Raw genomic sequence first — 25600 nt, 5'->3', positions numbered from 1 at the left:
GCGATGGAAAAGAACGGCATCATCAGCCGCTGGGACGATGACAAAGGCTTCGGCTTCATCCGTCCGCAGTCCGGCGGCGAAGAACTCTTCCTGCACATTTCGGCTTTTCGCGGCGATCGTCGCCCGCAGAGCGGTGATCAGGTGTGCTACGTCCCGGGAAACGACAAGCAGGGCCGGCCGCGCGCGGAGCATGCGCGCCTGGCGGGCCTTGCCATCGACATGCCCGACATTCGCCGCAAGCCGGGCGCAGCGGCGACCCGTGAGCGGGTCCGCAGCGGGCGTGAGGTGGCCTTCCCGGGGCCGCCCCGGCGCTCCATCGGCCGAGCCCTGCTGCTGTTGGCGGTGCTGCTGGTGCTGCCTGTCAGCGGCGCGCTGGTCTGGCTGAAGGATGGCTACTTCGTCTGGTTCCTGCTGCTCTATCCGCTGTTCAGCGTGCTGGCGTTTTTCGCCTACTGGCGCGACAAGCGCCGCGCCGAGCGGGACGAATGGCGCATCTCCGAACAGCATCTGCATGTGCTGGAGCTGTTGGGCGGCTGGCCCGGCGCGCTGCTCGCCCAGCAACTGTTCCGCCACAAGACTCGCAAGCTGTCGTTCCAACTGGTGTTCTGGGCGATCGTGGCGGTGCACCAGCTGTTCTGGGTCGACTGGCTCAGCGGCGGTCGCCTGCTGGGTTGGATCGGCATCCTGACGGGGCTGGGGCAGGGCGCCTCATAACGGCGAGTCGTCCTTCGAGAACCCCTCTTCCAGATAGTCCAGCAACGCCCGCACCGCCGGCAGGATGCCACGCCGGTGCGGGTAGACGGCCTGCAGATTCGCCTCGGGCTCGCGCCATTCCGGCAGCACCCGCACCAGGCGTCCGTCCGCCAACTCCTCGATGCAGTAGTAGTTCGGCAGTTGGGTCACGCCCAGCCCGGCGAGGGCAACGTTCTTGCGCAGGTTGAAGTCTTCCGCCGCCAGGCGTGCGTCCAGCGCCAGTTCGCAGACTTCCCCCTGCGGCCCGAGCAATTTCATATGGACTTTCCGGTCGCTCCCGATCGCCCCGAGGATGGGCAGGGCCGCGAGGTCTTCGGGGTGGGTCAACTGCCGTCCGTGCAGGAGCTCGGGCGCCGCCACCAGCGCGGTCATCGCCTGGCGCAGGCGGCGGGAAATCAGCGACAGGTCTTCATCGCCCGGCGCACGGACACGCAGGGCCACATCGACGCCCTCGTTGAGCAGGTCGACGCGACGGTTGGTCAGCAGCAGCTCCAGGTTCACCTGCGGATAGGCTGCCAGGAAGCCGGGCAGCATCTCGTTCAGCGAGGTTTCCGCCAGGGCGACGGGGCAGGACAGCTTGACCCGTCCACGCGGTTCGGCGCTGAGCTGGGCGGCCACTTCATCGGCCATTTCCGCCTCCACCAGCATCGCCTGGCAGTGCCGGTAGTAGCGCTCGCCCAGGTCGGTGAGCGCCAGCTTGCGCGTGGTGCGCTGCAGCAGTCGGACGTTCAGGCGCGCTTCCAGCTCCGCCACGCGCCGCGACAGACGCGACTTCGGCAGCCCCAGCAGGCGGCCGGCGGCGGCAAAGCCTCCGCACTCCACTACCTTGGCGAAATAGAAGAGATCATTGAGGTCTTGCATGGGATTGTCCTGCTGGTGAGACGAATCATCACATTTTTGCCGACTTATCGAGTATTGGCTACATGCGTAGTCTTGGCTCCAACGACGAATTACTCCGCCAGTCAGCTGGCTTACCCGCTTGGAGAACGCACACATGAAACTTCTGCACATCGATTCCAGCATCCTCGGCGACAACTCCGCCTCCCGTCAGCTCAGCGCCGAACTGGTTGCCGCCTGGGCTGCCGCCGAGCCGGGCATTAACGTCACTTACCGTGACCTGGCCGCCGATGCCATCAGCCACCTGTCGTCCGCCAGCCTGGTCGCCGCCGGCACTCCGGCCGAAATGCGCGATGCCGCGCAGCAGCACGAAGCCGCCCTGGGCGAAACCAGCATTGAAGAGTTCCTGGCCGCCGACGCCATCGTCATCGGTGCGCCGATGTACAACTTCTCCATTCCCAGCCAGCTCAAGGCGTGGATCGACCGCATCGCGGTGGCCGGCAAGACCTTCCGCTACACCGAAAGCGGCCCGGTCGGCCTGGCCGGTGGCAAGAAGGTGATCATCGTCTCCACCGCCGGTGGCATCCATGCCGGTCAAGCGACCGGTGTCGCCCACGAGAACTACCTGCAACTGGTGCTGAACTTCCTCGGCGTCACCGACATCGAGGTGGTCCGTGCCGAAGGCCTGGCCTACGGCGAAGAGCCGCGTCGCAACGCCATCGCCGGCGCCCAGGCGAGCATCGCAAGCCAGTTCGCCGCCGCCTGATCGGCCCCGCAACACGAAGAAGCCCCGCGTTGCGGGGCTTTTTCATTTCCGACCCGGACGGCGTGATTTGCAGGGCAGCGGGGGGCTCCCAGCCCTTGCTCGCGAACGATGTTTGCCAATCGCTACGATGCTGGGGCGGTTCGCGAGCACGCTCGCTCCCACACGGTAGGCCGGTTCCCACGGCGGCTCGATCCTACGAAACTGAACCTGGCACAGGCCCGCCAAATCGGGCCTTGAAAGCTGTAAGGCCATTTCAGGACTCTTTGATAAAGGAGGCCGTTCATCTGCCAATCCCGGGGGCTCCGGGCTGGCGCGTAGTATGCGGGGAATCTCCCAGGCGGCGCCCGGAGCCCCGCACGGTGTGCGGTGGAGTTCCGCGGCGCCGGGGCTGGATGCGCGTCGGAGCGGATTGCGATATGGCGAGGCGTCTGTTGTGGGTTCTGTTGCTCGTTACCTTCAGTGGCGGCGCCGGGGCGGTGTCGGGCTGGAACGTGGGCTTCCATCGCCTGCAGGTGAGCGATCCGCTGGACCAGGAGCCGATGAAGGCCATTGCCTTCTACCCGACGCGGGCTCCTGAGCGGCCGCTGCACCTGGGCAATTTCATCATCGATGTCGCCTATGAAGGCAAGACCGCCAATGGCCGGTTCCCATTGCTGGTGATGTCACACGGCAACTACGGCACGCCGCTGGCGCACCGCGACCTGATCCAGGCGCTGGTACGCAAGGGGTTCGTCGTGGTGACGCTGCTGCACCCCGGCGACAACCTGCATGACCACAGCCGCCTGGGCGCATTGAGCAACCTCTATGGGCGGCCGCTGCAGGTTTCGGAAGCCATCAGCGCGGCGCTGCTCGACCCCGGGATGGCGGGCATCGTCGACCCGCACAAGGTTGGCGTGATCGGCTATTCCGCCGGCGGCGAGACGGCACTGATCCTCGCCGGCGCCCAGCCGCGCCTGGACCGCCTGCTCAAGTACTGCCGCAAGTATCCGGACGACCGCGATGCCTGCAGCGACCGAGGCGAGCTGCGCGCCGACCGCAACGACCTGGTGCCGATGGCCGACCCCCGTGTTGGCGCGCTGTTGCTGCTGGCCCCGCTGAGCCTGATGTATGGTGCCCGCGAGCTGGAAGACGTGCGGGTGCCGGTGCTGCTCTATACCGGCAATCAGGACCGTATCCTCGACTGGAAGAAGAATGCCGGCGCCCTGGCCCGCAAGCTGCCGCAGCAGCCGGATCTGCGGGTGCTCGACGGCGCCGGGCACTTCGTGTTCATGGCACCCTGTTCCGAGGAGGAGAAGGAGGCCACTCCGGACCTCTGCACGGACACCCAGGGGCTGGACCGCCAGGCCATCCACCGCGACCTCGCGGCGTCGGCGGCGGAGTTCTTCGATGTCAGCCTGGGCCGCGCGACGATGCATACCTCGGGACGGTAAGGGCGCCGCGCGCCGGAGGTTCCCGCAGGGGCAGACCGTGCCGGCTGAGACCGAGATTGCCTCCTGCACCGAACGGTCCCCTTTCCCCCTGGGAGACGACTGCATGGATGCGGGAGGTAGAGCGACGCAGGATGCTAAAGCCGAGGATTAGGGTGAGGACTGCCCCGAGCGCAGATATATCTCGTAGGAGCAACCTTGTCCGCGAAGTCCTGGCCCCGCAGAAGAGCATTGCAGACTACGGGAGCCGTTCGATTGCCGGCGTGGTGCCCTTCTGTGGGAGCGAGCCTGCTCGCGAACGAGGGCCGGCCACACCGGCGTCATGTGGGTTCGCGAGCAAGCGCGCCCCTGCGAAGATCGGCAGCGCGCAGAAAAAAGCCCTGCACATGGCAGGGCTCTTTCATTGCGGCGGGGCCGTGATCAGACGATCACACCCTGGCTGCGCAGGTAGTCGTCATAGCTGCCGCTGAAGTCGGTCACGCCGTTCTCGCTCATCTCGAGGATGCGGGTGGCGAGCGAAGATACGAACTCGCGGTCGTGGCTGACGAAGATCAGCGTGCCCGGATAGTTCTCCAGTGCGAGGTTCAGCGCTTCGATGGACTCCATATCCAGGTGGTTGGTCGGCTCGTCCATCACCAGCACGTTGGGGCGCTTGAGGATCAGCTTGCCGAACAGCATGCGGCCCTGTTCACCGCCGGAGATCACCTTCACCGACTTCTTGATGTCGTCGTTGGAGAACAGCATGCGGCCGAGAGTGCCGCGCACCAGCTGCTCGCCGCCCTGCGTCCACTGAGCCATCCAGTCGAACAGGTTGTAGTCGTCCTCGAAGTCCTCGGCGTGGTCCTGGGCGAAGTAGCCCACGTCGGCGCTGTCGGTCCATTTCACTTCACCGGCGGTGGGTGTCATATCGCCGACCAGGGTGCGCAGCAGGGTGGTCTTGCCGATACCGTTGGGGCCGATGATCGCGATACGCTCGCCAGCTTCCACCTGCATGCTCAGATTCTTGAACAGCGCGGTACCGTCGAAGCCCTGGCTGACCTTCTCCAGCGTCACCGCCTGGCGGTGCAGCTTCTTGTGCTGCTCGAAGCGGATGAACGGGCTGACGCGGCTGGATGGCTTGACCTCTTCCAGCTGGATCTTGTCGATCTGGCGCGCGCGGCTGGTGGCCTGCTTGGCCTTGGAGGCGTTGGCCGAGAAGCGGCTGACGAAGGTCTGCAGCTCGGCGATCTGGGCTTTCTTCTTGGCGTTGTCCGAGAGCAGGCGCTCGCGGGCCTGTTCGGCCGCGGTCATGTACTCGTCGTAGTTGCCCGGGAACAGGCGCAGCTCGCCGTAGTCCAGGTCTGCCATGTGGGTGCAGACGCTGTTCAGGAAGTGGCGATCGTGGGAAATGATGATCATGGTGCTGTTGCGCGCCGTGATGACGTTTTCCAGCCAGCGGATGGTGTTGATGTCCAGGTGGTTGGTCGGTTCGTCGAGCAGCAGCAGGTCCGGGTCGGAGAACAGCGCCTGGGCCAGCAGCACGCGCAGTTTCCAGCCCGGAGCGACGGCGCTCATCGGGCCGAAATGCTGCTCGAGCGGAATGCCCAGGCCCAGCAGCAGCTCACCCGCACGGGACTCGGCGGTATAGCCGTCGAACTCGGCGAACTGGACTTCCAGCTCGGCCACGGCCATGCCGTCTTCTTCGCTCATCTCCGGCAGGGAGTAGATGCGATCGCGCTCGGCTTTGACCTTCCACAGTTCCTCGTGGCCCATGATCACGGTGTCGATCACAGTGGACTCTTCGTAGGCGAACTGGTCCTGGCGCAGCTTGCCCAGGCGTACGCCGTTCTCCAGCATCACCTGGCCGCTGGACGGCTCCAGTTCGCCGCCGAGGATCTTCATGAAGGTCGACTTGCCGCAGCCGTTGGCGCCGATCAGGCCGTAGCGGTTACCGTTGCCGAACTTGACGGAAACGTTTTCGAACAGCGGCTTGGCGCCAAACTGCATGGTGATGTTAGCGGTAGAGATCAAGACCTTATCCTGCGGGCTTTCCAGAGGTGTTTAACTGCCTTCCTCTGCTTCCTGTACCAATTCCGTACCATTTTTGATTCTGGCAGGTAGCTTTTCGAGTTCGCTCCAAGTCGGAGGCAGAGCTCAGCCATTTGGCGTAGGTCGAGAGCAACATCTGAACGCTATGGCCAAGCTGTCCCGCGATGAATGCTGGATTCATCCAGGCCGTTAGGCGCATGGTTGCGTAGGTATGTCGGGCGTCGTATTGCCGGCGTCTGCGGATGCCAAGGACATCAAGAGCGGCGTGAAAGTGCCTAATGGTAACACTTGGCTCCTTGATCCACAGCCCACCCTTGCTCCGCGTTTTCCCGAGTGGTCGTCAGCTCAGTGGAAAACCGAGCTTCAGAAATGGAAAGCCCGCTCTCGTGGGCTCAGGGGGCGGCGCTAGGCGGGGCAGACTGACCCAGGGTGGTATCGCTTGTCCTATGACCGGATTCCGGACTAGAATCTCCCAAAACGGGAGAAATGGCGCGAATGCGGGTCATTGCAAAGAGCACGCTGGTGAAGTACTGGGAAGTCCCGGGCCAGGAAGACGCCAAGGCTCCCTTGGAGAGCTGGTACGAAGCAGCTACTAAAGCTGAATGGAAGACGCCGCAGGATGTAAAGAATCAGTTCGGGAATGCGAGCATCTGCGGCAACAACCGCGTGGTGTTCAACATCGGCGGCAACAAGTACCGCCTGGTTGTCGAGATGCAGTACCGCTGCGGTATTGCTTGGGTGAAGTTCATTGGCACCCATGCCAGGTACGACCAGATAGACGTGGAGACGGTGAATGAATATCAAGCCCATCCGAAACGATGAAGACCTGCGCGCAGCTTTCCAGCGCCTGGAGGCCATCTTCCAAGCAGAAGAGGGCACGCCTGAGGCCGATGAAATGGAAGTGCTTGTGACGCTGATCGAGGCCTACGAGGACAAGCACTATCCTATCGGCCCCTCCGACCCCATCGAAGCCATCAAATTCCGTATGGAGCAGCAAGGGCTGACCCCGCGCGATCTGGAGCCCTTCATCGGCAGCAGCGGGCGCGTGTCAGAAGTCCTGAACCGGAAGCGCGGCCTTAGTCTGGCAATGATCAAGCGGCTGCACGACGGCCTGAAGATACCTTATGAGAGCCTGCTGGCCGGAGCTGCCTGACGCTCATTAACGGCCAGCTCCGCTCTCCCGCGCCATCGATGGCGAGTACGACCCGGAAACCGGCGGATCGAGCGGCACAACGCAGATCGAAATGGCAAACGTCGTTGTCCTGCCTGCAAGCAATGGCACGGTCCAGGCGTTTGGCATCAAGTTCGACAACGGCACCATAGTGGAATCGAACCTCTGCGCGATGGTGATAGCTGCAAAAGGCCTTGGCTGAATGCCGTCAGCCGGTGACAAGGCCAGGGGGAGCAAACGAGGGAGTTGAAACCCCCCATTGTCCTGCCTCAGAATTTGACCGTTCAAAATTCTGGTGGGGGCTGTATGAAAATCCTTAACGCGCAACACTCGCTCAAGCAGTACCTGGAGCAGGTCAGCGACAAACTGATCACCATCGCCTCGGCCTCCGCCAGTGAAACCGAGTCACTGATCGAAACCCTGGTGGAGAAGGGCAATCGCCTGGATCTGCTGGTCGGCACCATCAATTCCTTCACCTCGCCGGACTTCATCGATTTCTGCGTGCGCGACACCGATGCGCGCGTCTCGCTGCATGTGGACTTCCGCGCGCAGAACAGCGTGCACTGGAAGCTGGTCCTGATCGAGCCGGACGTGGTGATCCTCGGCAGCGCCAACTTCACCGAGATCGGCCTGAGCCTCACCCGCGACACTTGCACCGTGATCCAGGACGCCGTGCTGTACGCCGACTACCTGGCGAGCGTGACGGCCGTCAAGGGCATCGAAGGCGTGATGCTGGGCGAGGACAGCCCGGCCTTCGACGAGGCGCTGGAGGAGTACCGGCAGCGCCATCGCCGCATGCAGGCGAGCCTGGCGCGCGGCGCGCAGTACCTGGACGGCGAGAGCTGGCTGGGCGACGAGACCAACCAGAGCATTCCGCTGTTCATCTGGTACAGCGACCACTCCGACGAGTCCGAGGAGCAGGCGGAGGCCTTCCTGCATGCCAGCAGCGATGGCGTGGCCTGGGACGACGTGCGCGAGTTCTTCACCTACGACTGCGCCGAGGGCGTGCTGCCCTACGAAGAGGGCGACATGGTGCTGACCGCGCGCTGCAACGGCACGCACATCGGCTTCTACACCTTCGACCGCATCCTCTACCGCAATGGCACCTACTACATCTACTCGTACCGCAAGAAGCGCTACACCCAGCCGTTCAAGCTGGAGGATGCCAAGGAGCGTCTGAAGGAAATGATTCCGGAGTGGTACGAGGAAATGCGTACTTCGCTCAACCGCCACGACATCAACAGCGTGGTGCGCTGAACCCCGCCGTTCGTCGGTTGGCGCCGCCGCGGGCCCGAGTCGGCGGCGGCGTCTTGGCATTTTTCCTGGGGGGTGGCTAGCATACTGCCAGTATGTCGACGCTAATGGGTTCATCGAGCCTGCGTTGACGGAAAACTGACAGGAGGCAACGGACCATGCCCAATCCTCCCGCCGATGAGGTTCCCCCGCGTCGGCGCATGCGCTGGCACTGGCGTCTGCTGACCCTGAAGGTCTACATCCTCTCGATCTTCCTGCTGGCCTGCATGCTGGGTGGCAGCGCGATGCTGTTCCTCAACACCCTGAACGAGACGCTGGAGCCGGGCCAGCGCCTGGGCTCCTTCATTGCCGGCGCGCTGATTCTGCTGTTGTCCTTGCACATCCTGCGCCTGTCGTTGCCGCCGCTGTGCCTGCTGCGCTCGCGCAACCGCCGCGGACGGGAATGAAAAACGCCCCGTGGCATCGCTGCCGCGGGGCGTTGTGCATCAAGCGTCGATCAGCGCATCAGAAGATGTTGACCGGGTACTCGACGAAGACGCGGACTTCGTTGCCGTCGTCGTTGTAGGAGCGGGCGTCGTTCGACACGCGCAGCCAGGAACCGCGCAGTTTGACCGACAGGTCCTTGGCCGGGCCGCTCGGTACCACGTACTTGAGCTGGTTGAAGATTTCGCGCTCTTTGCCGTTGCTGGTCTCGTCGGTCTTGATGTTGTCGCCGTAGACGTAGGCCACGGTGTAGCTCAGACCCGGAACACCGTATTCGGAGAAGTCCAGGCTGTAGCTGCCCTGCCAGGAGCGCTCGTCCTCGCCGTTGAAGTCCGACCAGTAGGAGTTGGCCAGCCAGATGGTGGTGCCGCCGTCGCCCAGGCCGCCCTGGTTCTGGTACCAGCCGTACTGGTAGCCCGAATCGCCGTTGTTGCGCTGGTGCGCGACCATGAAGGTGTGGGCGCCGATGTTGTAGGCGGCCGACAGGCTCCAGATGGTGTTCTTGGTGCCGTCGATACCGTTGTCGGCAGCGAAGTCTTCGTTCACACGGGTGCGGTAGCCGTTGAAGTCGAAGGTCAGCGACTCGCGGTCGGCCATCGGGATGACGTAGTTCAGGTTCATGTACTGCTTGCGGGCGACGTCTTCGCTCTCGTAGCCGTACAGCGAGCCGCTGAAGGTGTCGGTGAGCTTGTAGCTGCCGCCGAATACGTCGATGCGATTCAGGCCGCCGCTGTCACGCCCTTCGGCGCTCTTGCGGGTTTCCGAGGTGAAGCGGCCGACGTTCAGTTCCAGGCCTTCGATCTCCTTGGAGGTGATCAGGGTGCCGGTGAAGCTTTCCGGCAGCAGGCGGGAGTTGTCGTAGCTGAGTACCGGCAGGGCCGGCATCTGGTCGCCGTACTTGATCACGGTGTTGGAGAAGCGGGCTTTCACCGCGCCACCGGCGCGGGCCAGGTCGTCGGCAGCCTCGCCGCTGTCGCCCTGCTTGAAGAAGTCGATGCCGGCGGCACCGCTCTTGCCCCGGCCGCCGTCCAGGCGCACGGCGTACATGCCGAATGCGTCGACGCCGAAGCCCACGGTGCCCTGGGTGAAGCCGGAGGTGAAGGTCGCGGTGGCGGCCTGACCCCACTCGGCCTTGTCGTCACGACCGTGCTTGTAGTCGCGGTTCATGTAAGCGTTGCGGAAGAACAGGTCCATGTGGCTGTCTTCGACGAAGCCCTTGGCGGTGGACTGGTCCTCGGCCAGAGCGGCGGTGGACGCGAGAATGCCCAGTGCGAGCAGGCTGATCCGGTGGTGCAGCATATTGTTTTCCTTGTGCTAATGGTGCAGCGCCGACAAGACGAAAAGGCGTCCCGCCCCGATGTCTGTCATCGGAGAAGTGGCGTCCTGTGTTGGCTAGTTGTTTTTGGTTGTAGTCGGTCCCTGAGGACCGCAGCGGCGCGATGATAGCAGAGGATCGAAACTTTTCGGACTAGATGCTTCAACTGTTGACTGTGCGCCGGATCAGTGGCGACGGGCGCTTTCCCGACGCCTTCGGACCCCCCACTTTTTTTGCAGATTTTCTTCACGAAAGATTGACGGCGGCATTCCTAGCATCCCCTTCGCTCGCCTGCCGGGGATGTTGAAAGCCACGGTTCACGGGCACTTCCCGCAGTCCCGGAACCCAGCCCCCGATGTCCAAGCTTTCTCCGTTTCGCCCTGAATGGGTCACGTTGCTCACCAGCGTCCTGCTGCTCGGAGGCTACAACCTGCCGCTCTGGCGGCATCTGCTCGACATCACCCCGGCGGGATGGTCGGGGCGCCTGCTCGTGGGGGCGTTCGCGCTGCTTCTGCTGGTCTGCTTCAACCTGATCCTGACCCTGTTCGCCTTCCGCGGCGTGCTCAAGCCGGTGCTGGGTGCTTTGCTGCTGCTCAGTGCCGGAGTGGCGTATTTCATGAACCAGTACGGCGTGCTGATCGACGTCGAGATGCTGCGCAACGTGCTGGAAACCGATCCGTCGGAAGTGCGCGACCTGCTGTCGTTCAAGCTCGGCGCCTATCTGTTGCTGCTCGGGGCGCTGCCGGTAGCGCTGCTCTGGCGCCTGCCGATCGCTTACCGGCCGTGGCCCCGAGAGCTGCTGAGCAAGGCCGGCGTGGGTGTCGCGTCGATGCTGATGATCGGTGGCATCGCCTTGGGCAACTACCAGGGGCTGTCGTCGATGCTGCGCAATCACCATGAGCTGCGCTTCCAGATCACGCCGAGCAATACCGTCGGCGCGCTGTTCAGCCTGGCCAAGGGCAAGACGGTGGCAAGCCACGCGCCGCTGCGGCCGGTCGCCAGCGACGCCGAACGCTCGGCCAGTTGGCGGGCGCACCCGCGCAAGTCGTTGACGGTGCTGGTGGTCGGTGAAAGCGCGCGGGCCGAGAACTTCGCCCTCAACGGCTACGGCCGCGACACCAACCCGCGACTGAGCGCGGAGCAGGGCGTGATCAACTTCAGCGACGTGCATTCCTGCGGGACCGAGACTGCCGTGTCGGTGCCTTGCATGTTCTCCGACCTGACCCGCCAGCATTACAGCGATTCCGAGGCCAAGAGCCAGGAAGGGCTGCTCGACGTGCTCAAGCGCGCCGGGTTCCAGGTGCTGTGGCGGGACAACCAGTCCGGCTGCAAGGGCACCTGCGACCGCGTGAGCTTCCAGGACATGAGCCATTCGAAGGACCTGGCCCTGTGCGGCGACGGCGAATGCCATGACGAGATCCTGCTCAAGGACCTGCAGGCCTACATCGACGGGCTCGACCGCGACACCGTGCTGGTCCTGCACCAGATGGGCAGCCACGGCCCGGCCTACTACAAGCGCTACCCGAAGGACTTCGAGAAGTTCACCCCCGTTTGCCAGAGCAACGACCTCAGCGCCTGCTCGCGGGACAGCATCGTCAACGGCTACGACAACACCGTGCTGTACACCGACCACGTGCTGGCCAACCTGATCGACCTGCTGCGCAGCAACCAGTCGAAGCTGGACACGGCGATGATCTACATGGCCGACCACGGCGAGTCGCTGGGTGAGTACAACCTCTTCCTGCACGGCACGCCCTATGTGCTGGCGCCCGACCAGCAGAAGCACGTCGGCATGCTGGCCTGGTTCTCCGAGGGCTACCAGCAGTCCTTCGCGCTGGACGGCGCCTGCCTGCGCCAGCACAGCGCCCAGCCGCTGTCCCAGGACAACCTGTTCCATTCCATGCTGGGCCTGCTGGAAGTGCGCACCCGCACCTACAACGCCGGCCTGGACATGTTCGCCGGCTGCCGTGAGCCGTCGGTACGCCAGGCCCTGGCGTTCGACTAACGGGTGAAGGAGCGCTGGTACAGCACCAGGCTGAGCGCCAGACCGCTGAGCGCCGCCAGCGCGGCGAAGAGGAAGATCGAGCCGAAGCCGAAGGCGCCCGCGATGGCACCTACCAGCGGGCCGGTGATGCCCAGCGACACGTCGATGAACAGCGAGTAGGCGCCCAGCGCGGCGCCACGGTTGGACGCGGGCACCAGGCCGACCGCTTCTACGCCGAGGGCCGGGAACACCAGGGAGAAGCCGAAACCACTCAGCGCCGCGCCCGCCAGCGCCAGCCAGGGCGAAGGCGCCAGCCACAGCAGCGCCAGGCCGAGACTTTCCACCGACAGGCAGGCGATGGCGACACGGAAGCCGCCGTGGCGGTTGATCGCGTTGGCGAACAACAGGCGCGCACCGATGAAGCAGCCGCCGAAGGCCGTCAGGCAGTACACCGCATCGTTCCAGCCGCGGCTGCCGTAATACAGGGTGATGAAGGTGGCAATGGTGCCGAAACCGATGCCGCCCAGCGCCAGCCCCATGCCGTGGGGCAACACCCGGCCGAGGACGTGGTGGAACGGCATCCGCTCGCCGTGCAGCAGCGCCGCCGGCCGCTTCGGCCAGGCCAGCGCGAAGCCCAGAGCCGCCAGCAGAATGATGCTCGCGCCCATGCTGGCCAGCCCCAGGTGCTGCACCATCAGCACCCCGAGCGGCGCGCCGACGGCCAGTGCGCCATAGCTGGCGATGCCGTTCCAGGAAATCACCTTGGCGGTATTCGGCGCGCCGACCCGGTCGATTCCCCAACTGATCGAAGCGCTGCCCACCAGGCTTTCCGATGTGCCCAGCACCAGTCGCGCCAGCATCAGCAGCGTCAGGCTGGTCCACGGCACACCCTGGGTCGCCCATGACGCGAGCATCAAGGCACCGCTGCCGGCGCATCCGGCCATGCCATAGAGCACCGCGCGTTTGGGCCCGAGGGTGTCGATCACCCGGCCGGCATAGGGGCGGGTGAGGAGGGTGGCCAGGTACTGGATACTGATCACCAGGCCCGCCAGCACCGAGCCGAAGCCCAGGTCGGTGTGCACGTAGCCGGGCAGCACCGCCAGCGGGATGCCAATAGTCAGATAGGCGAGGAAAGTGAAGATGACGACGGACACCACCTGCAGGGTGGTGGAGCGGGATTGGGCGGACATGTGCAGCTTTAGATCGGGACGGCGGGTGGGCACGACATGATGGACTCGCCTCGGCGTGTAGGAAAGTACGCTCGCGAACTACCTTGACGGGCTGTGGGCGTTACGGTCTTGCCTGGGGCTGCTCTTGCAGGAGCGAGCTCGCTCGCGAACAGTAGTGCTAGCCAGTTGCTCCGTAGCTATGCGGTTCGCGAGCAAGCTCGCTCCTACAGGAAGGCGACTGCGCATGAGGGGGGTAATGCTCCTGCAGGGCAGGTTGCCCAGGTTGGATGAGAGGATAGGCGATCGGTCGGGGGTATCGGCGTAAACCGTGAACGGTTGGACGCCGATTGACCTCAGGTCCGCCGGAACAGCGTCGGGTAGTCGAGCACCAGTCCATCCTCGTCCACCGTCAGCAGTGCCTGGAAGTTCGTACCCTCGAGGTTCTCGTAGCGATAGTGCCGCGCATCGACCCGCGTATAGCCCTGGCGCATGCGCACCGGCTTCAGCGCCGGAGCCTCCAGGTAGACCACGGCCAGCTCCGCACGCTGGCCGTCGGCGAGCCGCAGACGGCGAATCGGGAAGGTATTGGTGAACGGCGTGGGCCAGATATCGATATCCAGGCAGCCGTCCAGAGCGCTCAGCGTTTCACCTTCGGCGGTGCGCCAATGGCCTTCGCCGTCGGCCAGCAGGTGCAACTGGCGTACGCCACGCTCGTTCTCGACGCCGAAGCGCGCCTCGCGCAGGCGCCAGTCATCGTCCCAGTCCAACTGGTATTCCAACTGATAGGACGAGGCGCCGCCCTCGCCGACGGCGCGCAACTGGCTTTGCGCGCAGCCATCGCCCAGTTGCAGCGACTCCCAACTGGCAGTCGGCACCTGCCAGAGGCCTTCCCAGTTGAAGCTCTTCACAAGACGTCGTCCAGCAGCAGGCCCAGGCGCTGGCGCTTGGGCAGGCGGGCCACCACCAGTTGGTGCGAGCGGGTCAGCGCTTCGCGCAGTTCGGCTTCGCCCATCGGATAGGGACGCTGCATGGCAATCCAGAAGGCCCGCGCAAGATAGGGCGCCGGACGGATGCCGGGGCGGTCCACATAGCCCAGGAACAGCTCTGGGCCGACCTTGAAGGCCAGGCCGCCGGCGCCTTCGTCGAGAAAGTCGAGGATGGCGAACATCTTGTTGCCGGCCACCGAGAACACGCGGTTGCTGCCCCACTTGATGTCTTCGCGGGCGCCGGGCAGTTGCAGGCAGAATCGGGCGATCTGTTGTGGGGTCATACCGGGCTCAGTCGCGGAAATAGACTTCGACCAGATGGTAGCCGAACTGGCTCTTCACCGGGCCGTGCAGCACGCCGACCGGTTTCTTGAAGATCACCTGGTCGATGCTGCGCACCATCTGCCCCGGGCGCACTTCCCCCAGGTCGCCGCCGCGCTTGGCGGAAGCACAGGTGGAATGCTTGCGCGCCAGCGCGGCGAAATCCTCGCCACGGGCCAGGCGCTGCTTGATCTGCTCGGCTTCGGCGGCGGTCTTGACCAGGATGTGACGGGCCATAGCGACGGGCATCGGGATTACCTCGGAAAGTCAGGCGGGATGGGCATTGTACGGGAGCGGTGACGTACGTCGCATTTTACCGTGGGTGGCATTGTGCCCTACCTGGCGGCTCCCTAGAGTCGACGGAAAATTCCTACCTATAGGACGCGGCTGAACCAGCGGCGTCCGCCCCTCTTCCTTGCGAACGGATGCAGTTCTAATGGATATCCAGTCGATGCTGAAGATCCTGGCCACCCAGGATGGTTCCGACCTCTATCTTTCCACCGGTGCGCCGCCTTGCGCCAAGTTCAACGGCGTACTCAAGCCGCTGTCCAACGATCCGCTCAAGGCCGGCGACGTGGCGCGCATCGGCTACAGCCTGATGGACGAGGAGCAGCGCGCCGAATTTGAGCGCGAACTGGAGATGAACCTGGCCATTTCGCTGCAGGGCGTGGGTCGTTTCCGCATCAACCTGTTCAAGCAGCGCAACGAAGTCTCCATCGTGGCGCGCAACATCAAGCTGGACATCCCACTGTTCGCCGACCTGAAACTGCCGGACGTGCTGCTCAAGGTGGTGATGGAGAAGCGCGGCCTGGTGCTCTTCGTCGGCGGCACGGGCTCGGGCAAGTCCACCTCCCTGGCGGCGCTGATCGACCACCGCAACCGCAACAGCGGCGGCCATATCATCACCATCGAAGACCCCATCGAGTACGTGCACCGGCATCGCAAGTCGATCATCAACCAGCGCGAGGTGGGCGTGGACACCCGCAGCTTCCACGCCGCGCTGAAGAACACCCTGCGCCAGGCGCCGGACGTGATCCTGATCGGCGAGATCCGCGACCGCGAGACGATGGAGCACGCCCTGGCCTTCGCCGACACCGGTCACCTGGCGATCTCCACCCTGCACGCCAACAACGCCAACCAGGCGCTGGACCGCATCATCAACTTCTTCCCCGAGGAGCGCCGGCCGCAGTTGCTCAACGACCTGGGCAACAACCTCAAGGCCTTCGTCTCCCAGCGCCTGGTGCGAACCCAGGACGGCAAACGCCGCGCCGCAGTGGAGGTGCTGCTGGGCACGGCGACCATCAGCGATATCATCAAGCGCGGCGACTTCAATTCGATCAAGGAGATCATGGACAAGTCCCGCGCGCTGGGCATGCAGACCTTCGACCAGGCGCTGTTCGACCTCGCCGTGGAAGGGGCGATCACCGAGGACGAGGCGGTGAAGAACGCCGACTCGGCGAACAACCTGCGCCTGAAGCTCAAGCTCTACAAGGACAACCCGGCGATGACGACCCACTCCGTCGCCGCCAGCCCGGCACCGGCGCCCGTCGCGGCGCCTGCCCCGGTGCTGGAGGCGTCCAATTGGGGGCTGGAGCTGGCGCTGGAAGAAATCGAGGCCGAGGACGCGGAAGGCAAGCCGGTCGGGCAATAAAGCGCGGCATCCGTTCAGGGCCCCGGCATGCCGGGGCTTTTCATGGGGAGTGGTTCCGCACGGAGCGTTGCTTTTCGTAGGAACGGAGCTTCTCCGCGATGCTCGTGCGCAAGGCTGGCTGTTCGCGGACAAAGTCCGCTTGTACGAGATATATCCGCGCTCGGGGCGGCCTTCACCCTAATCCTCGGCTTTGGCATCCTGCGTCGCTCTACCTCCTGCATCCATGCAGTCGTCTCCCAGGGGGAGAGGGGAAAACGCTGGTACGGATTTCCTCGATGGAAGACAGTTGCTCCCACGGGCGGTGTACCACGGCAACGACAGGCATGCTTCGAACGGGTCGGTTGGAAGATTCAGCACCGCCGAGCCAGCAACCCCGCAGCGGGCCCGCGAGGTCTTGCCGCAGCCGAGGGGCAGGTTGTTTCCCCGGCGCTTCTTGGTAGGCTGTCGTGCTCCGCCCGCTGTCCGTTCCGCCCTCTGATTCCGTGACCCGATGAGTACCAGCCAATTGCCGTTGTCCGGCGTCCACCAGCCCTTCAAGGGCATCCTGCTCATCGTCCTGGCGACTTTCCTGTTCTCCAGCCACGACGCGCTGTCGAAATACCTGGCGAGCATCTACCCCATCGTCATGGTGGTGTGGGCGCGCTATGTGGTGCACACGCTGCTGATGGCGGGCATCTTCCTGCCGCGCGCCGGCCTCGCCGTGTTGCGCACCCGCCATCCGTTCCTGCAGACGGCCCGCGCGCTGTGCCTGCTGGGCACCAGCTTCCTGTTCACCACCGGCCTGCAGTACATCCCGCTGGCCGAGGCGACCTCGGTGAACTTCCTCGCGCCATTGCTGGTGACGGCGCTGTCGGTGCCGCTGCTGGGCGAGAGGGTGAGCCTGGGGCAATGGGCGGCGGTGATCGTCGGCTTCGTTGGCGTGCTGATCATCGTCCACCCCGGCGGCGACCTGTTCACCCCGGCGGTGCTGCTGCCGTTCGGCTCGGCGCTGTGCTTCAGCTTCTATCAGTTGCTGACCCGCAAGCTCAGCCAGGTGGACAGCCCGACCACCAGCAACTTCTTCGCCGGGCTGTGCAACACCCTGATCGTCAGCGCGCTGGTGCCGTTCTTCTGGCAATGGCCGGGGCTGGTGCATGGCCTGATGATGCTGGCCCTGGGCACCTGCGGGATGACCGCGCACCTGTTCCTGACTCAGGCGTTCAAGCATGCCGCGCCGGCGCTGCTGGCGCCGTTCAGCTACTGCCAGATCGTCTTCGCTGGGCTGCTGGGCTTCGTGATCTTCGGCCATACGCCGGAGCCGTCGGCGCTGCTGGGTATCGCGGTGATCTGTGGCAGCGGGCTGGCGGCGGCGTGGTTGCAGAGCCGGAGGAAATAACGCCCGCGCGCTTTTCCTGTAGGACCGAGGGGGACGCCCAGTCCTTGCTCGCGAACGGATTCTCGGGTGGCTCCAGTGCTGAACGGTTCGCGAGCAAGCTCGCTCCTACGAAGAGCCCTTGCTACTCGATCTCGAACAGCCCGTGTCGGATCGGCCCGACCTGCAGGCGCTGGCGCACGTCGTCGTCGATGCGCGGATCGTCCGGCTGGTACAGCTTCACCTGGCGGTAGGCGCTGATGCGGTTGATCTCCGGCCCGAGGTATTCCCAGACCACGCGGGTGCAGGCCGGGGTGCGCCGGTCGCCGCTGGAAACGCCGGTCTTCAGGCCGTTGAGGCGGGTGATGCGGCTCTTGAAGCTGGGGATCAGGATGGTCTGGCTCATTTCGTTGACCGTGATCGATTCGTAGTCCATCAGGAACACCCGGTCCTGCAGCTGGAAGGCCGCGCCCAGGTAGCGGCAGCGCACCCAGTCCTCGGCCTGCACATCGGTGCTGCTGGAGCGCTCCTGGCGTTCCTGGCGCTCGAAAAGGAAGTTGCCGTCCTCTTCATACAGGTGCACCAGCGACAACAGGATCGAGCCGGGCACCGACATGCAGTTCGAATACTCGAAGTAGTAGCCGCAATAGCGCGACAGGTTCCCCGCGTGCTCGCGCAGCGGGCGGAGCATCTCCAGCAGTGGGTCGTTGCGTTGGGTGTTGGCCGGCGAAGTGCCGCGCGCACCGATCAGGCGGGCGAACTGCTCCGGCGGCAATTGCAGCTCGTAGTCCTCGACGCCGAAGAAATCGCCGATGCGCTTGAGGTTGTACGCCGTGGGCTGGCTCTGCCCGCCGAGGTACTTGTTGAACTGCGCGCGGTTGATCGAAAGCTTGCGGCAAACCTCCGAGATAGAGCGGTAATGAGCGCAAAGCAGCTTGAGATTGGGGCCGAGATTCTCGGACATGCGTACCAGGTCCAGGTGATGCGAGTGGCGCCATTATAGCGTCAGGTAGCATCAATTCGTAGCAAGCCGCGAAATTGTTTCGAGACGCTACGGGCGCAACCATGCGCCCCCAGTGAGCGGGCCAGCCCCAGGTCCGTGCTCCGACAATAACAATCGAGGCCACAGCACATGCTCGACGCGATCAACGATTTCCTGTCCGGGAAAGTCCTCATCGTCCTCATCGTAGGACTCGGCGCGTATTTCACCATCCGCTCCCGTTTCGTCCAGTTCCGCCATTTCGGCCACATGTTCGGCGTGTTCAAGGAATCGATCCGCGGCCAGTCCGGCCAGCTGAGCTCGTTCCAGGCGCTGATGTTGAGCCTCGCCGGCCGCGTGGGCGCCGGTAACATCGCCGGTGTCGGCATCGCCGTGACCCTGGGTGGCCCCGGCGCCGTGTTCTGGATGTGGGTCACCGCGCTGGTGGGCATGTCCAGCAGCTTCTTCGAGTGCACCCTGGCCCAGGTCTACAAGCGCAGCGACGGCGACGGCCTGTATCGCGGCGGCCCGGCCTACTACATCCAGCACGGCCTGAAGCTGCGCTGGATGGCCATGACCTTCGCGGTCCTGCTGCTGGTCACCTACGGCTTCGCCTTCAACGGCCTGCAAGCCTTCACCGTGACCCACTCGCTGCAGAACGCCTTCGACATCCCGGTCCTGTACTCGGGCATCGCCCTGGCCGTGCTGCTGGCCGTGGTGTTCTTCGGCGGCATCCAGCGCATCGCTGCCGTGTCCGACCTGCTGGTGCCGGTCAAGACCCTGGCCTACATCGCCGTCACCCTGTACGTGATCGTCACCCAGATCGAGCTGGTACCGGGCATGCTGACCACCATCGTGAAAAGCGCCTTCGGCCTGGAACCGGCCTTCGCCGGCCTGCTGGGCGCGGCCATCGTGATGGGCGTGAAGCGTGGCGTGTTCGCCAACGAAGCGGGCCTGGGCAGTGCGCCGAACGTGGCCGCCGTGGCCGCCGTGCGTCACCCTGCGTCCCAGGGCGTGGTCCAGGCGTTCAGCGTGTTCCTTGACACCTTCGTCATCTGCACCTGCACCGCGCTGCTGATCCTCCTCTCGGGCTTCTATACCCCGGGCTTCGAAGGCGACGGCATCACCCTGACCCAGAACTCGCTGGCCGCCGTGGTCGGTGACTGGGGCCGGATCTTCGTCAGCGTCGCGCTGTCGCTGTTCGTGTTCACCTGCATCACCTACAACTACTACCTCGGCGAGAACGCCCTGCAGTTCATCGTCGGTCGCAGCCGTACCGCGCTGATCGCCTTCCGTGTCCTGGTACTGGGCCTGATCCTCTGGGGCTCGATGCAGAACCTGGGCACCGTGTTCGCCTTCGCCGACATCACCATGACCTGCCTGGCCTTCGTCAACCTGGTGGCCCTGGCGATGCTGATCAAGACCGGCCTGCGGGTGATGCGCGACTACGACGAGCAACGCGCCGCCGGCATCGAGCGCCCGGTGTTCGACGCCAGCAAATTCGCCGACCTGGACATCGACCACGACGCCTGGCGCGATGCCCACAAGGTCAACTCGACCGCTCCGGCCCACGGCAGCCTGCCGGCCCAGGGCTGATCCACCTCTGGCCTGATCCTTCGGACCAAGGTCTGACACGCGAGGCCGGGACTTCTCCCGGCCTCGCGGTTTATCCTGTGAACTTTCCTACAAGAGCACTGGCATGCGTCGAGTGAAGAACCTCTTCGTCCTCTATACCGGCGGCACCATCGGCATGCTGCAGACCGCCGAGGGCCTGGCGCCGGCTGGCGGTTTCGAAGCGCGCATGCGCGAACAACTGCAAGGCCACGGCGAGATTCGCCTCGACTGGTCCTTCGCCGAGCTGCAACCGCTGCTCGACAGCGCCAACATGACCCAGGCCAACTGGCTGGCCATGCGCGACGCCATCGTCGACGCGGTGGAGCAGGGCGGTCATGACGGCGTGCTGGTGCTGCACGGCACCGACACCCTGGCCTACAGCGCCGCCGCGCTGTCCTTCCTGCTGCTCGGTCTTGAGGTGCCTGTCGTTCTCACCGGTTCCATGCAGCCGATGGGCGCACCGGGCAGCGATGCCCCGGCCAATCTCCTGGGTGCCTTGAAGGCGCTGGAGTCCGGCGTGCAGCCGGGCGTCTGGCTGTACTTCAACGGCGACCTGATGCACGGCGCCCGCGTCACCAAGCTGCGCAGCGAGGCCTTCGACGCCTTCGCCGTGCTGCCGCGCGAGCGTCATGGCGAGCGCGCCGAGTCGATCCCCGTGGCACTGGACTACCGCCAGCCACGCCAGCCGGTGAACCTCGCGGTGCTGCCGCTGTTTCCCGGCCTGCGCGCCGAGCACCTGCGCGCATTGCTGGGCAGCGGTGTACAGGCGCTGCTGCTGGAGTGCTATGGCAGCGGCACCGGTCCGTCGGACAACGAGGAGTTGCTGGCCGTGCTGCGCGATGCCCATGCGCGCGGTGTGGTGCTGGCGGCGATCAGCCAGTGCCCGCAAGGGCATGTGGCGTTCGATATTTACGCTGCCGGCAGTCGCCTGCGTGATGCGGGATTGGTCTCCGGCGCTGGCATGACCCGCGAAGCCGCGCTGGGCAAGCTGTTCAGCCTACTCGGCAGCGGCCTGCCGACAGCCGAGGTGGAGCGACTGTTCGCCCTCGACCTGTGCGGTGAGCGGGTCGACGGCTGAACCTCGTTAACACCCCGCTCAGGGGTGGGTATGAACCTGTAGGAGCGAGCTTGCTCGCGAACGCATTGCACCGGGCAGGCCGGCGTGACGCAGGTTCGCGAGCAAGCTCGCTCCTACAAAATCGGCTAGCCCCTCGCGGACCAGGCCCGCTTGTATGCATCCATCGCGCTAGAACCCCACCATCTCCCCCACGACGCTGGCCTGCGGATCGTCGCTGCGGCTCACCACCGCATAGTTGTACCCGCCCTGGCTCCAGTAGCGCGTCAGCAGGTCGCCGTCGGTGCGCTGGCCCTGCGGCAGCATCTCATGGCGCGGGCCGGGTGGGCGGATGAAGAAGGTCAGGCGGCGGCCCTGGCCGTCCTCGTAGATCACCAGCGCCGCCGCACCCTGTTCGGTGGCGAGCAGGCGCGCGCCGACGGTCTTCAGGCCGACCCGATCCAGCGCCGGCGGCGGCGGGGCGTCCTTCAGGTAGCGGGCCAGCCAGGTGCGCAGGTCGCCGCCGTCGCGCAGGTCGAGGCCGTTCTGGTTGACCTCGGCGAACAGCCGGTACGCCTGCACCGCGTCCTGCATCGGCACTGTGTTGCGCGCCAGGCTATCGCCACGCATCTGCCAGCCGCTCATCCCGCCGATGCCCAGCGCCACCAGCAACGCCGCCGCCGTGGCCAGCCGCGACCGCCGCCGCTGCCGGAGGTCCCGGCGAATCCGCGCCGGATCGAGCGCCTCGGGCACAGGCCCGCGCCCCTGGCCGGCGAACGCGGCGCGCAACTGCTGGGCATCCTGTCGCCAACCCTCCACGCGGCGGGCGTCCTCGGGATGGGCCGCGAGCCAGGCTTCCACCCACTGGTGGCGCGCCGGGTCGAGCTGGTCGTCGAGGTAGGCATGCAGATCGTGCTCGTCGGGAATGCGTTCGTTCATTTCAGTACCCGCAAAGAAGGAGTCACCACCTGTCCTTCGCTCAACGCGCGCAGCGCCTGGCGGGCGCGCGACAGGCGGGACATGACGGTGCCCAGGGGAATATCCAGTGCTTCGGCCGCCTCGCGGTAGCTCAGGCCTTCGACGCTGACCAGCGCCAGCAGCGCGCGCTGCTCGGCGGGCAGGCGCTCGAAGGCTTCCAGGGTCGAGCGGGCGCTGACGATCTCCTCGGGCGAGGCGCTTACCGCGCTGTCCGCGCCGAACAGGCTGAGGAGGCGTGCGTAGCGCCGGGCGCGGCGCTGCCCATCGATGAAATGGCGGTAGAGGATCGAGAACAGCCAGGCGCGCAGGTCGCCGTCCGCGCGCCGGCCGGTCCAGGCCGACAGCGCCTTCTCCAGGGTCGCCTGGACCAGGTCGTCGGCGCTGCTCGCGCTGCGGGTCAGCGACAGCGCGAAGCGCCGCAGCCGGGGCAGCAGTTCGCGCAGTGAGTGGTCATCCAGTGAGTGCATCGCAACGTCAGGCAGTGGTGGGTTCGAGCGGTAAGGACGAACGCCCAGGCGATCTATTCCCGCCACCCCCGAAAAAATTCTTTGGCGGCCTGCGGGAATAACCCGTCCCGCGGTGCGTCGTACCGGCTCAACGCATTCAGCCTAAGCCTGAGGAGCTGGAAATGACAGGAACTCCGCCCAACGCCCCCCTGCGCCTGGCCGCCATCGGCGCCGTGGTGCTCGGCGTGGCCGCCGTCTTCGCCTACGTGGCCGGCTGGCTCGACCCGCAACGGCTCACCCCGGCCAAGCTGGTCGACACTCTGGAAGCCAACAGCGGCGTGCACCCCGGTTACCGGCGCAACCATGCCAAGGGCCTGTGCGTGATCGGCCACTTCGAGAGCAACGGCGCCGCCGCCGCGCTGTCGCGGGCCAGTCTTTTCGCGCCGGGCAGCGTACCGGTGGTGGGGCGCCTGGCCATTCCCGGCGGCAACCCGGCGGCCAGCGACGGCGCCGCGCCGATCCGCAGCCTGGCCCTGCGCTTCCTGCCCAGGGACGGACAGGAGTGGCGCACCGGCATGAACGCCATGCCGGTCTTCGTGGTGCGCGACGTCGCCAGCTTCTACGACCTGCAGAAGGCCACCGCGCCGCAACCGGGCACCGGCAAGCCGGACCCGGAAAAGGCCGGCGCCTTCTTCAAGGCCCACCCGGAAACCCAGGCCTTCCGCGACTGGGCGAAATCCTCGACGCCGTCCTCCAGCTACGCCAACAGCGCCTACTACGGCCTCAACGCCTTCTACCTGGTGGACAAGGACGGACGCGAGCAGCCGGTGCGCTGGTCCGTGCAGCCCGTCGCGCCCTACGAGCCGCTGGCGGCGGACAAGCGCGGCGACGCCAACTTCCTCGCCGACGAAGTCGCCCAGCGCCTCGCCGCCGGCCCATTGCGCTGGCGCCTTCGATTCACCCTGGGCGAACCCGGCGACAGCACCGTGGACGCCACCCAGGCCTGGCCGCAGGAGCGCCGCCAGGTGGATGCCGGCGAACTGGTGATCGAACGCCTGCAAGCGGAAATCGGCGGCGACTGCCGCGACGTCAACTACGACCCGCTGATCCTCCCCGACGGCATCCGTGCTTCCGACGACCCGCTGCTCAGCGCGCGCTCGGCCGCCTACTCGGAATCCTTCAATCGCCGCACCCGTGAGCAGGCCCAGGAGACCCACTGATGAAACCGACCTATTTCCCGCTCTCCCTGCGCGTCCTCCACTGGGTAATGGCGCCGCTGGTGCTGGCCATGCTGCTGATCGGCCTGGGCATGGTTGCCAGCGTTTCCCCGCGCCACGCCGAGCTGGTGGCCATCCACAAGCCCCTCGGCGCCGCGCTGCTGGTCCTGGTCCTGCTGCGCATCGCCGTGCGCCTGACCCACCGCGTCCCACCGCTGCCCGACGACATGCCCGGCTGGCAACGTGGCGCCGCGCATCTCTCGCACCTGGCGCTCTACGGCCTGCTGCTCGCCCAGCCGCTGGTGGGCTGGACCATGCAGTCCGCCGGCGGCTACCCGGTGGTGCTCTGGGGCGGCTTCGAACTGCCCGCGCTGGTTGCGCCTTCGGTGGAGCTGCACACCCTTCTACGTGGCGCCCATAGCGTCCTTGCCTGCATCCTGCTGCTCACCATCCTCCTGCACCTTGCCGCGGCGCTGTTCCACGGGCTGATCCGCCGCGATGCGGTACTGCCGAGCATGACCGGCGCGCCGATGCCCAGCGATCCCTCAGGAGAACACCGATGAAAGTACCGATCGTACTGGGCGGCCTGGCCTTCGCCGGCGCCGCCCTGGCCGTCCCTGAAAACCCGCCCGCGCAGGATTACCATTACGGCCAGAGGCTCGACATCCAGCGCGTGGTGCAGCCGCCGGACCTGAACTTCTGCGGCATTCGGGAGGTGGAAATGCTCTATGAGGACAGCGCCGGCCGACTGCATCGCCTGCGCTATCCCGTGTGGGGGTTGTTCTGCGGCAACGAGAACTGAGCCTTTGCCGCTCAGGCGGCCTTGCGCTTGCCGGCGAGGATCAGCGCGATGCCGCCCAGCACCGCCAGGGTCGAGAGGCCCAGGCGCAGGGTCAGGTGCTCACCCAGCAGCAGCGCGCCGCCGAGCGCGGTGAAGACCGGTGCGCTGAGCTGTACTGACGCGGCCTGGAGCGCGCCCAGGCCGGTCAGCGCGCTGTACCAGATGGCGTAGCCGACGCCTGAGGCCAGCGCGCCGGAAAGCACCGCGTAGATCGCACCGTGCAGGTCGAGATCGAGCTTCATCGACAGCGCCAGGCACATCGCGGCGGCCAGCGGCACGCTGCGCAGGAAGTTGCCGGTGGTGGCCGCCAGCGGATCGCCGCCACGCCGCCCGCGCAGGCTGTACAGTGCCCAGGCCAGACCCGCGAGGATCATCAGCGCCGCACTGCCCATCGGCGGCGCACTGGCACCCGGCAACAGCAGCACGACGATCCCGCCCAGCGCCAGGACCAGCCCCGGCAACTGCCAGCCGTGCAGTCGCTCACCGTGCAGATAGCCCGCCACCAGCATCCCCACCTGCACCGCGCCGAACAGCAACAGCGCCCCGCTGGCCGCGCTCATCTGCACATAGGCCAGGGAAAACGCCGCCGCATAGACGAACAGCGCGCAGGCGCTGCGCCAGTCACCGCCGGCGCGCCAGCCGCCGCTGCGCAGGCGCAGCAGAACGGCGAGCGTGAACGCCCCGGAAACCAAGCGCAGCCCGGTGAAGCTGGCAGCATCGATACTCGTCTCGCGTAACGCGAGGCGGCACAGCAGGGAATTGCCGGCGAACGCCAGCATGGCGAGAAGCGTCAGCAGCAGATAGCGGGGGTGAGGCATGGGGCGTCCTGGCTCGCGGGGTCGCGTCGCGTACGCCGGCATCGGTTCGCGGCAAGGCAACGGCCCCGATTGTTGTTCTTCGGTGCCGCGCAGAGTGCCATGAATGGAGGGCGAGGGGATGTGGCGGATAGTCGAATGGGCTGTTTCGGCTCGCTCC

At 65.6% G+C, this 25600-nt stretch carries 27 protein-coding genes; 16 read left to right on the top strand and 11 right to left on the bottom strand.

The annotated features are described in order from the left end of the window. Positions 1-3: 3 nt before the first annotated feature. A complete protein-coding gene (locus tag ACYCAX_RS00585; RefSeq protein ID WP_460247239.1) occupies positions 4-714 on the top strand; it encodes a DUF1294 domain-containing protein in 711 nt (236 codons plus the stop codon). Here the strand turns inward: ACYCAX_RS00585 and ACYCAX_RS00580 are convergent. Next, entirely contained in the window at positions 709-1614 is a 906-nt protein-coding gene (locus tag ACYCAX_RS00580) for a LysR substrate-binding domain-containing protein (RefSeq protein ID WP_015477388.1), read from the bottom strand. The two genes, ACYCAX_RS00585 and ACYCAX_RS00580, sit on opposite strands and share 6 nt — an antisense overlap. Before the next feature lie 133 nt (positions 1615-1747). Between ACYCAX_RS00580 and ACYCAX_RS00575 the strand changes: the two genes are divergently transcribed. Both ACYCAX_RS00575 and ACYCAX_RS00570 read left to right on the top strand, forming a co-directional pair. Continuing rightward, entirely contained in the window at positions 1748-2356 is a 609-nt protein-coding gene (locus ACYCAX_RS00575; RefSeq protein ID WP_015477387.1) for an FMN-dependent NADH-azoreductase, read from the top strand. Positions 2357-2772: 416 nt separating this feature from the next. After that, entirely contained in the window at positions 2773-3786 is a 1014-nt protein-coding gene (locus tag ACYCAX_RS00570) for an alpha/beta hydrolase family protein (protein WP_460247238.1), read from the top strand. Positions 3787-4203: 417 nt separating this feature from the next. On the opposite strand, the gene ACYCAX_RS00565 is transcribed toward ACYCAX_RS00570, so the two are convergent. Then, positions 4204-5793: an ABC-F family ATPase gene (locus tag ACYCAX_RS00565; RefSeq protein ID WP_460247237.1), complete on the bottom strand. Its 1590-nt coding sequence runs from the start codon at positions 5791-5793 to the stop codon at positions 4204-4206. A gap of 513 nt (positions 5794-6306) precedes the next feature. Between ACYCAX_RS00565 and ACYCAX_RS00560 the strand changes: the two genes are divergently transcribed. The 5 genes from ACYCAX_RS00560 to ACYCAX_RS00540 all read left to right on the top strand — a co-directional run bounded on the left by ACYCAX_RS00560 (position 6307) and on the right by ACYCAX_RS00540 (position 8682). Further along, on the top strand, positions 6307-6633 hold the full coding sequence (locus ACYCAX_RS00560) for a type II toxin-antitoxin system HigB family toxin (RefSeq protein WP_294973011.1): 327 nt from the start codon (positions 6307-6309) through the stop codon (positions 6631-6633). After that, entirely contained in the window at positions 6605-6964 is a 360-nt protein-coding gene (locus ACYCAX_RS00555) for a helix-turn-helix domain-containing protein (RefSeq protein ID WP_294973009.1), read from the top strand. Before ACYCAX_RS00560 ends, ACYCAX_RS00555 begins: the two co-directional genes overlap by 29 nt. Before the next feature lie 91 nt (positions 6965-7055). Beyond that, positions 7056-7184, top strand: coding sequence for a hypothetical protein (locus ACYCAX_RS00550; protein WP_460247236.1), 129 nt, complete (start codon positions 7056-7058; stop codon positions 7182-7184). A gap of 104 nt (positions 7185-7288) precedes the next feature. Further along, the gene (locus ACYCAX_RS00545) at positions 7289-8239 is read left to right on the top strand and encodes a phospholipase D family protein (protein WP_015477382.1); all 951 of its coding nucleotides are present in this window, start codon (positions 7289-7291) and stop codon (positions 8237-8239) included. A 155-nt stretch (positions 8240-8394) separates the two neighbouring features. After that, entirely contained in the window at positions 8395-8682 is a 288-nt protein-coding gene (locus ACYCAX_RS00540) for a hypothetical protein (RefSeq protein WP_015477381.1), read from the top strand. 58 nt (positions 8683-8740) lie between these two features. On the opposite strand, the gene ACYCAX_RS00535 is transcribed toward ACYCAX_RS00540, so the two are convergent. Then, positions 8741-10018, bottom strand: a complete 1278-nt coding sequence (locus ACYCAX_RS00535) for an OprD family porin (protein ID WP_460247235.1) — start codon at positions 10016-10018, stop codon at positions 8741-8743. A gap of 371 nt (positions 10019-10389) precedes the next feature. Between ACYCAX_RS00535 and ACYCAX_RS00530 the strand changes: the two genes are divergently transcribed. Continuing rightward, positions 10390-12039 carry a phosphoethanolamine transferase gene (locus ACYCAX_RS00530; RefSeq protein WP_041711990.1) on the top strand — a complete coding sequence of 550 codons (1650 nt, stop codon included), beginning with the start codon at positions 10390-10392 and terminating at the stop codon, positions 12037-12039. On the opposite strand, the gene ACYCAX_RS00525 is transcribed toward ACYCAX_RS00530, so the two are convergent. The 4 genes from ACYCAX_RS00525 to ACYCAX_RS00510 form a co-directional block, all read right to left on the bottom strand. Next, the gene (locus ACYCAX_RS00525; RefSeq protein WP_460247234.1) at positions 12036-13208 is read right to left on the bottom strand and encodes an MFS transporter; all 1173 of its coding nucleotides are present in this window, start codon (positions 13206-13208) and stop codon (positions 12036-12038) included. The two genes, ACYCAX_RS00530 and ACYCAX_RS00525, sit on opposite strands and share 4 nt — an antisense overlap. A gap of 332 nt (positions 13209-13540) precedes the next feature. Beyond that, positions 13541-14095, bottom strand: coding sequence for a putative glycolipid-binding domain-containing protein (locus ACYCAX_RS00520; RefSeq protein ID WP_294973001.1), 555 nt, complete (start codon positions 14093-14095; stop codon positions 13541-13543). Further along, a complete protein-coding gene (locus tag ACYCAX_RS00515; protein ID WP_294972999.1) occupies positions 14092-14457 on the bottom strand; it encodes an MmcQ/YjbR family DNA-binding protein in 366 nt (121 codons plus the stop codon). The genes ACYCAX_RS00520 and ACYCAX_RS00515 overlap by 4 nt, the downstream gene beginning before the upstream one ends. 7 nt (positions 14458-14464) lie before the next feature. After that, complete coding sequence (locus ACYCAX_RS00510; RefSeq protein WP_294972997.1) at positions 14465-14743, bottom strand: peptidylprolyl isomerase; 279 nt, start codon at positions 14741-14743, stop codon at positions 14465-14467. Between the two features lie 187 nt (positions 14744-14930). Between ACYCAX_RS00510 and ACYCAX_RS00505 the strand changes: the two genes are divergently transcribed. Further along, positions 14931-16145, top strand: coding sequence for a PilT/PilU family type 4a pilus ATPase (locus ACYCAX_RS00505; protein WP_015477374.1), 1215 nt, complete (start codon positions 14931-14933; stop codon positions 16143-16145). Positions 16146-16635: 490 nt separating this feature from the next. Further along, the gene (locus ACYCAX_RS00500) at positions 16636-17520 is read left to right on the top strand and encodes a DMT family transporter (protein WP_460247233.1); all 885 of its coding nucleotides are present in this window, start codon (positions 16636-16638) and stop codon (positions 17518-17520) included. A 121-nt stretch (positions 17521-17641) separates the two neighbouring features. Here ACYCAX_RS00500 and ACYCAX_RS00495 read toward each other — a convergent pair whose 3' ends face one another. Then, positions 17642-18460 carry a helix-turn-helix domain-containing protein gene (locus ACYCAX_RS00495; RefSeq protein ID WP_460247232.1) on the bottom strand — a complete coding sequence of 273 codons (819 nt, stop codon included), beginning with the start codon at positions 18458-18460 and terminating at the stop codon, positions 17642-17644. A gap of 168 nt (positions 18461-18628) precedes the next feature. On the opposite strand from ACYCAX_RS00495, the gene ACYCAX_RS00490 reads away from it, so the two are divergent. Beyond that, a complete protein-coding gene (locus ACYCAX_RS00490) occupies positions 18629-20071 on the top strand; it encodes an alanine/glycine:cation symporter family protein (RefSeq protein WP_460247231.1) in 1443 nt (480 codons plus the stop codon). A 103-nt stretch (positions 20072-20174) separates the two neighbouring features. Continuing rightward, positions 20175-21167, top strand: a complete 993-nt coding sequence (locus tag ACYCAX_RS00485; RefSeq protein ID WP_460247230.1) for an asparaginase — start codon at positions 20175-20177, stop codon at positions 21165-21167. A 168-nt stretch (positions 21168-21335) separates the two neighbouring features. Here ACYCAX_RS00485 and ACYCAX_RS00480 read toward each other — a convergent pair whose 3' ends face one another. Together ACYCAX_RS00480 and ACYCAX_RS00475 are read right to left on the bottom strand one after the other, a co-directional pair. Beyond that, positions 21336-22082, bottom strand: a complete 747-nt coding sequence (locus tag ACYCAX_RS00480; protein ID WP_460247229.1) for an anti-sigma factor family protein — start codon at positions 22080-22082, stop codon at positions 21336-21338. After that, on the bottom strand, positions 22079-22588 hold the full coding sequence (locus tag ACYCAX_RS00475) for a sigma-70 family RNA polymerase sigma factor (protein WP_460247228.1): 510 nt from the start codon (positions 22586-22588) through the stop codon (positions 22079-22081). Before ACYCAX_RS00475 ends, ACYCAX_RS00480 begins: the two co-directional genes overlap by 4 nt. A 161-nt stretch (positions 22589-22749) precedes the next feature. Here ACYCAX_RS00475 and ACYCAX_RS00470 point away from each other — a divergent pair, with 161 nt between their 5' ends. The 3 genes from ACYCAX_RS00470 to ACYCAX_RS00460 are packed head-to-tail and all read left to right on the top strand — an operon-like array spanning position 22750 to position 24586. Next, positions 22750-23787, top strand: coding sequence for a catalase family peroxidase (locus ACYCAX_RS00470; protein WP_460247227.1), 1038 nt, complete (start codon positions 22750-22752; stop codon positions 23785-23787). Further along, positions 23787-24347, top strand: a complete 561-nt coding sequence (locus ACYCAX_RS00465; protein WP_294972981.1) for a cytochrome b — start codon at positions 23787-23789, stop codon at positions 24345-24347. The genes ACYCAX_RS00470 and ACYCAX_RS00465 overlap by 1 nt, the downstream gene beginning before the upstream one ends. Next, positions 24344-24586, top strand: a complete 243-nt coding sequence (locus tag ACYCAX_RS00460; protein WP_015477365.1) for a DUF2790 domain-containing protein — start codon at positions 24344-24346, stop codon at positions 24584-24586. The genes ACYCAX_RS00465 and ACYCAX_RS00460 overlap by 4 nt, the downstream gene beginning before the upstream one ends. An 11-nt stretch (positions 24587-24597) precedes the next feature. Here ACYCAX_RS00460 and ACYCAX_RS00455 read toward each other — a convergent pair whose 3' ends face one another. Continuing rightward, positions 24598-25443, bottom strand: a complete 846-nt coding sequence (locus ACYCAX_RS00455) for a DMT family transporter (RefSeq protein ID WP_294972978.1) — start codon at positions 25441-25443, stop codon at positions 24598-24600. Between the last annotated feature and the right edge of the window lie 157 nt (positions 25444-25600).

The organism is Pseudomonas sp. MT3, from assembly GCF_054720805.1.
This window is presented reverse-complemented; position numbering and strand designations above follow the sequence as displayed.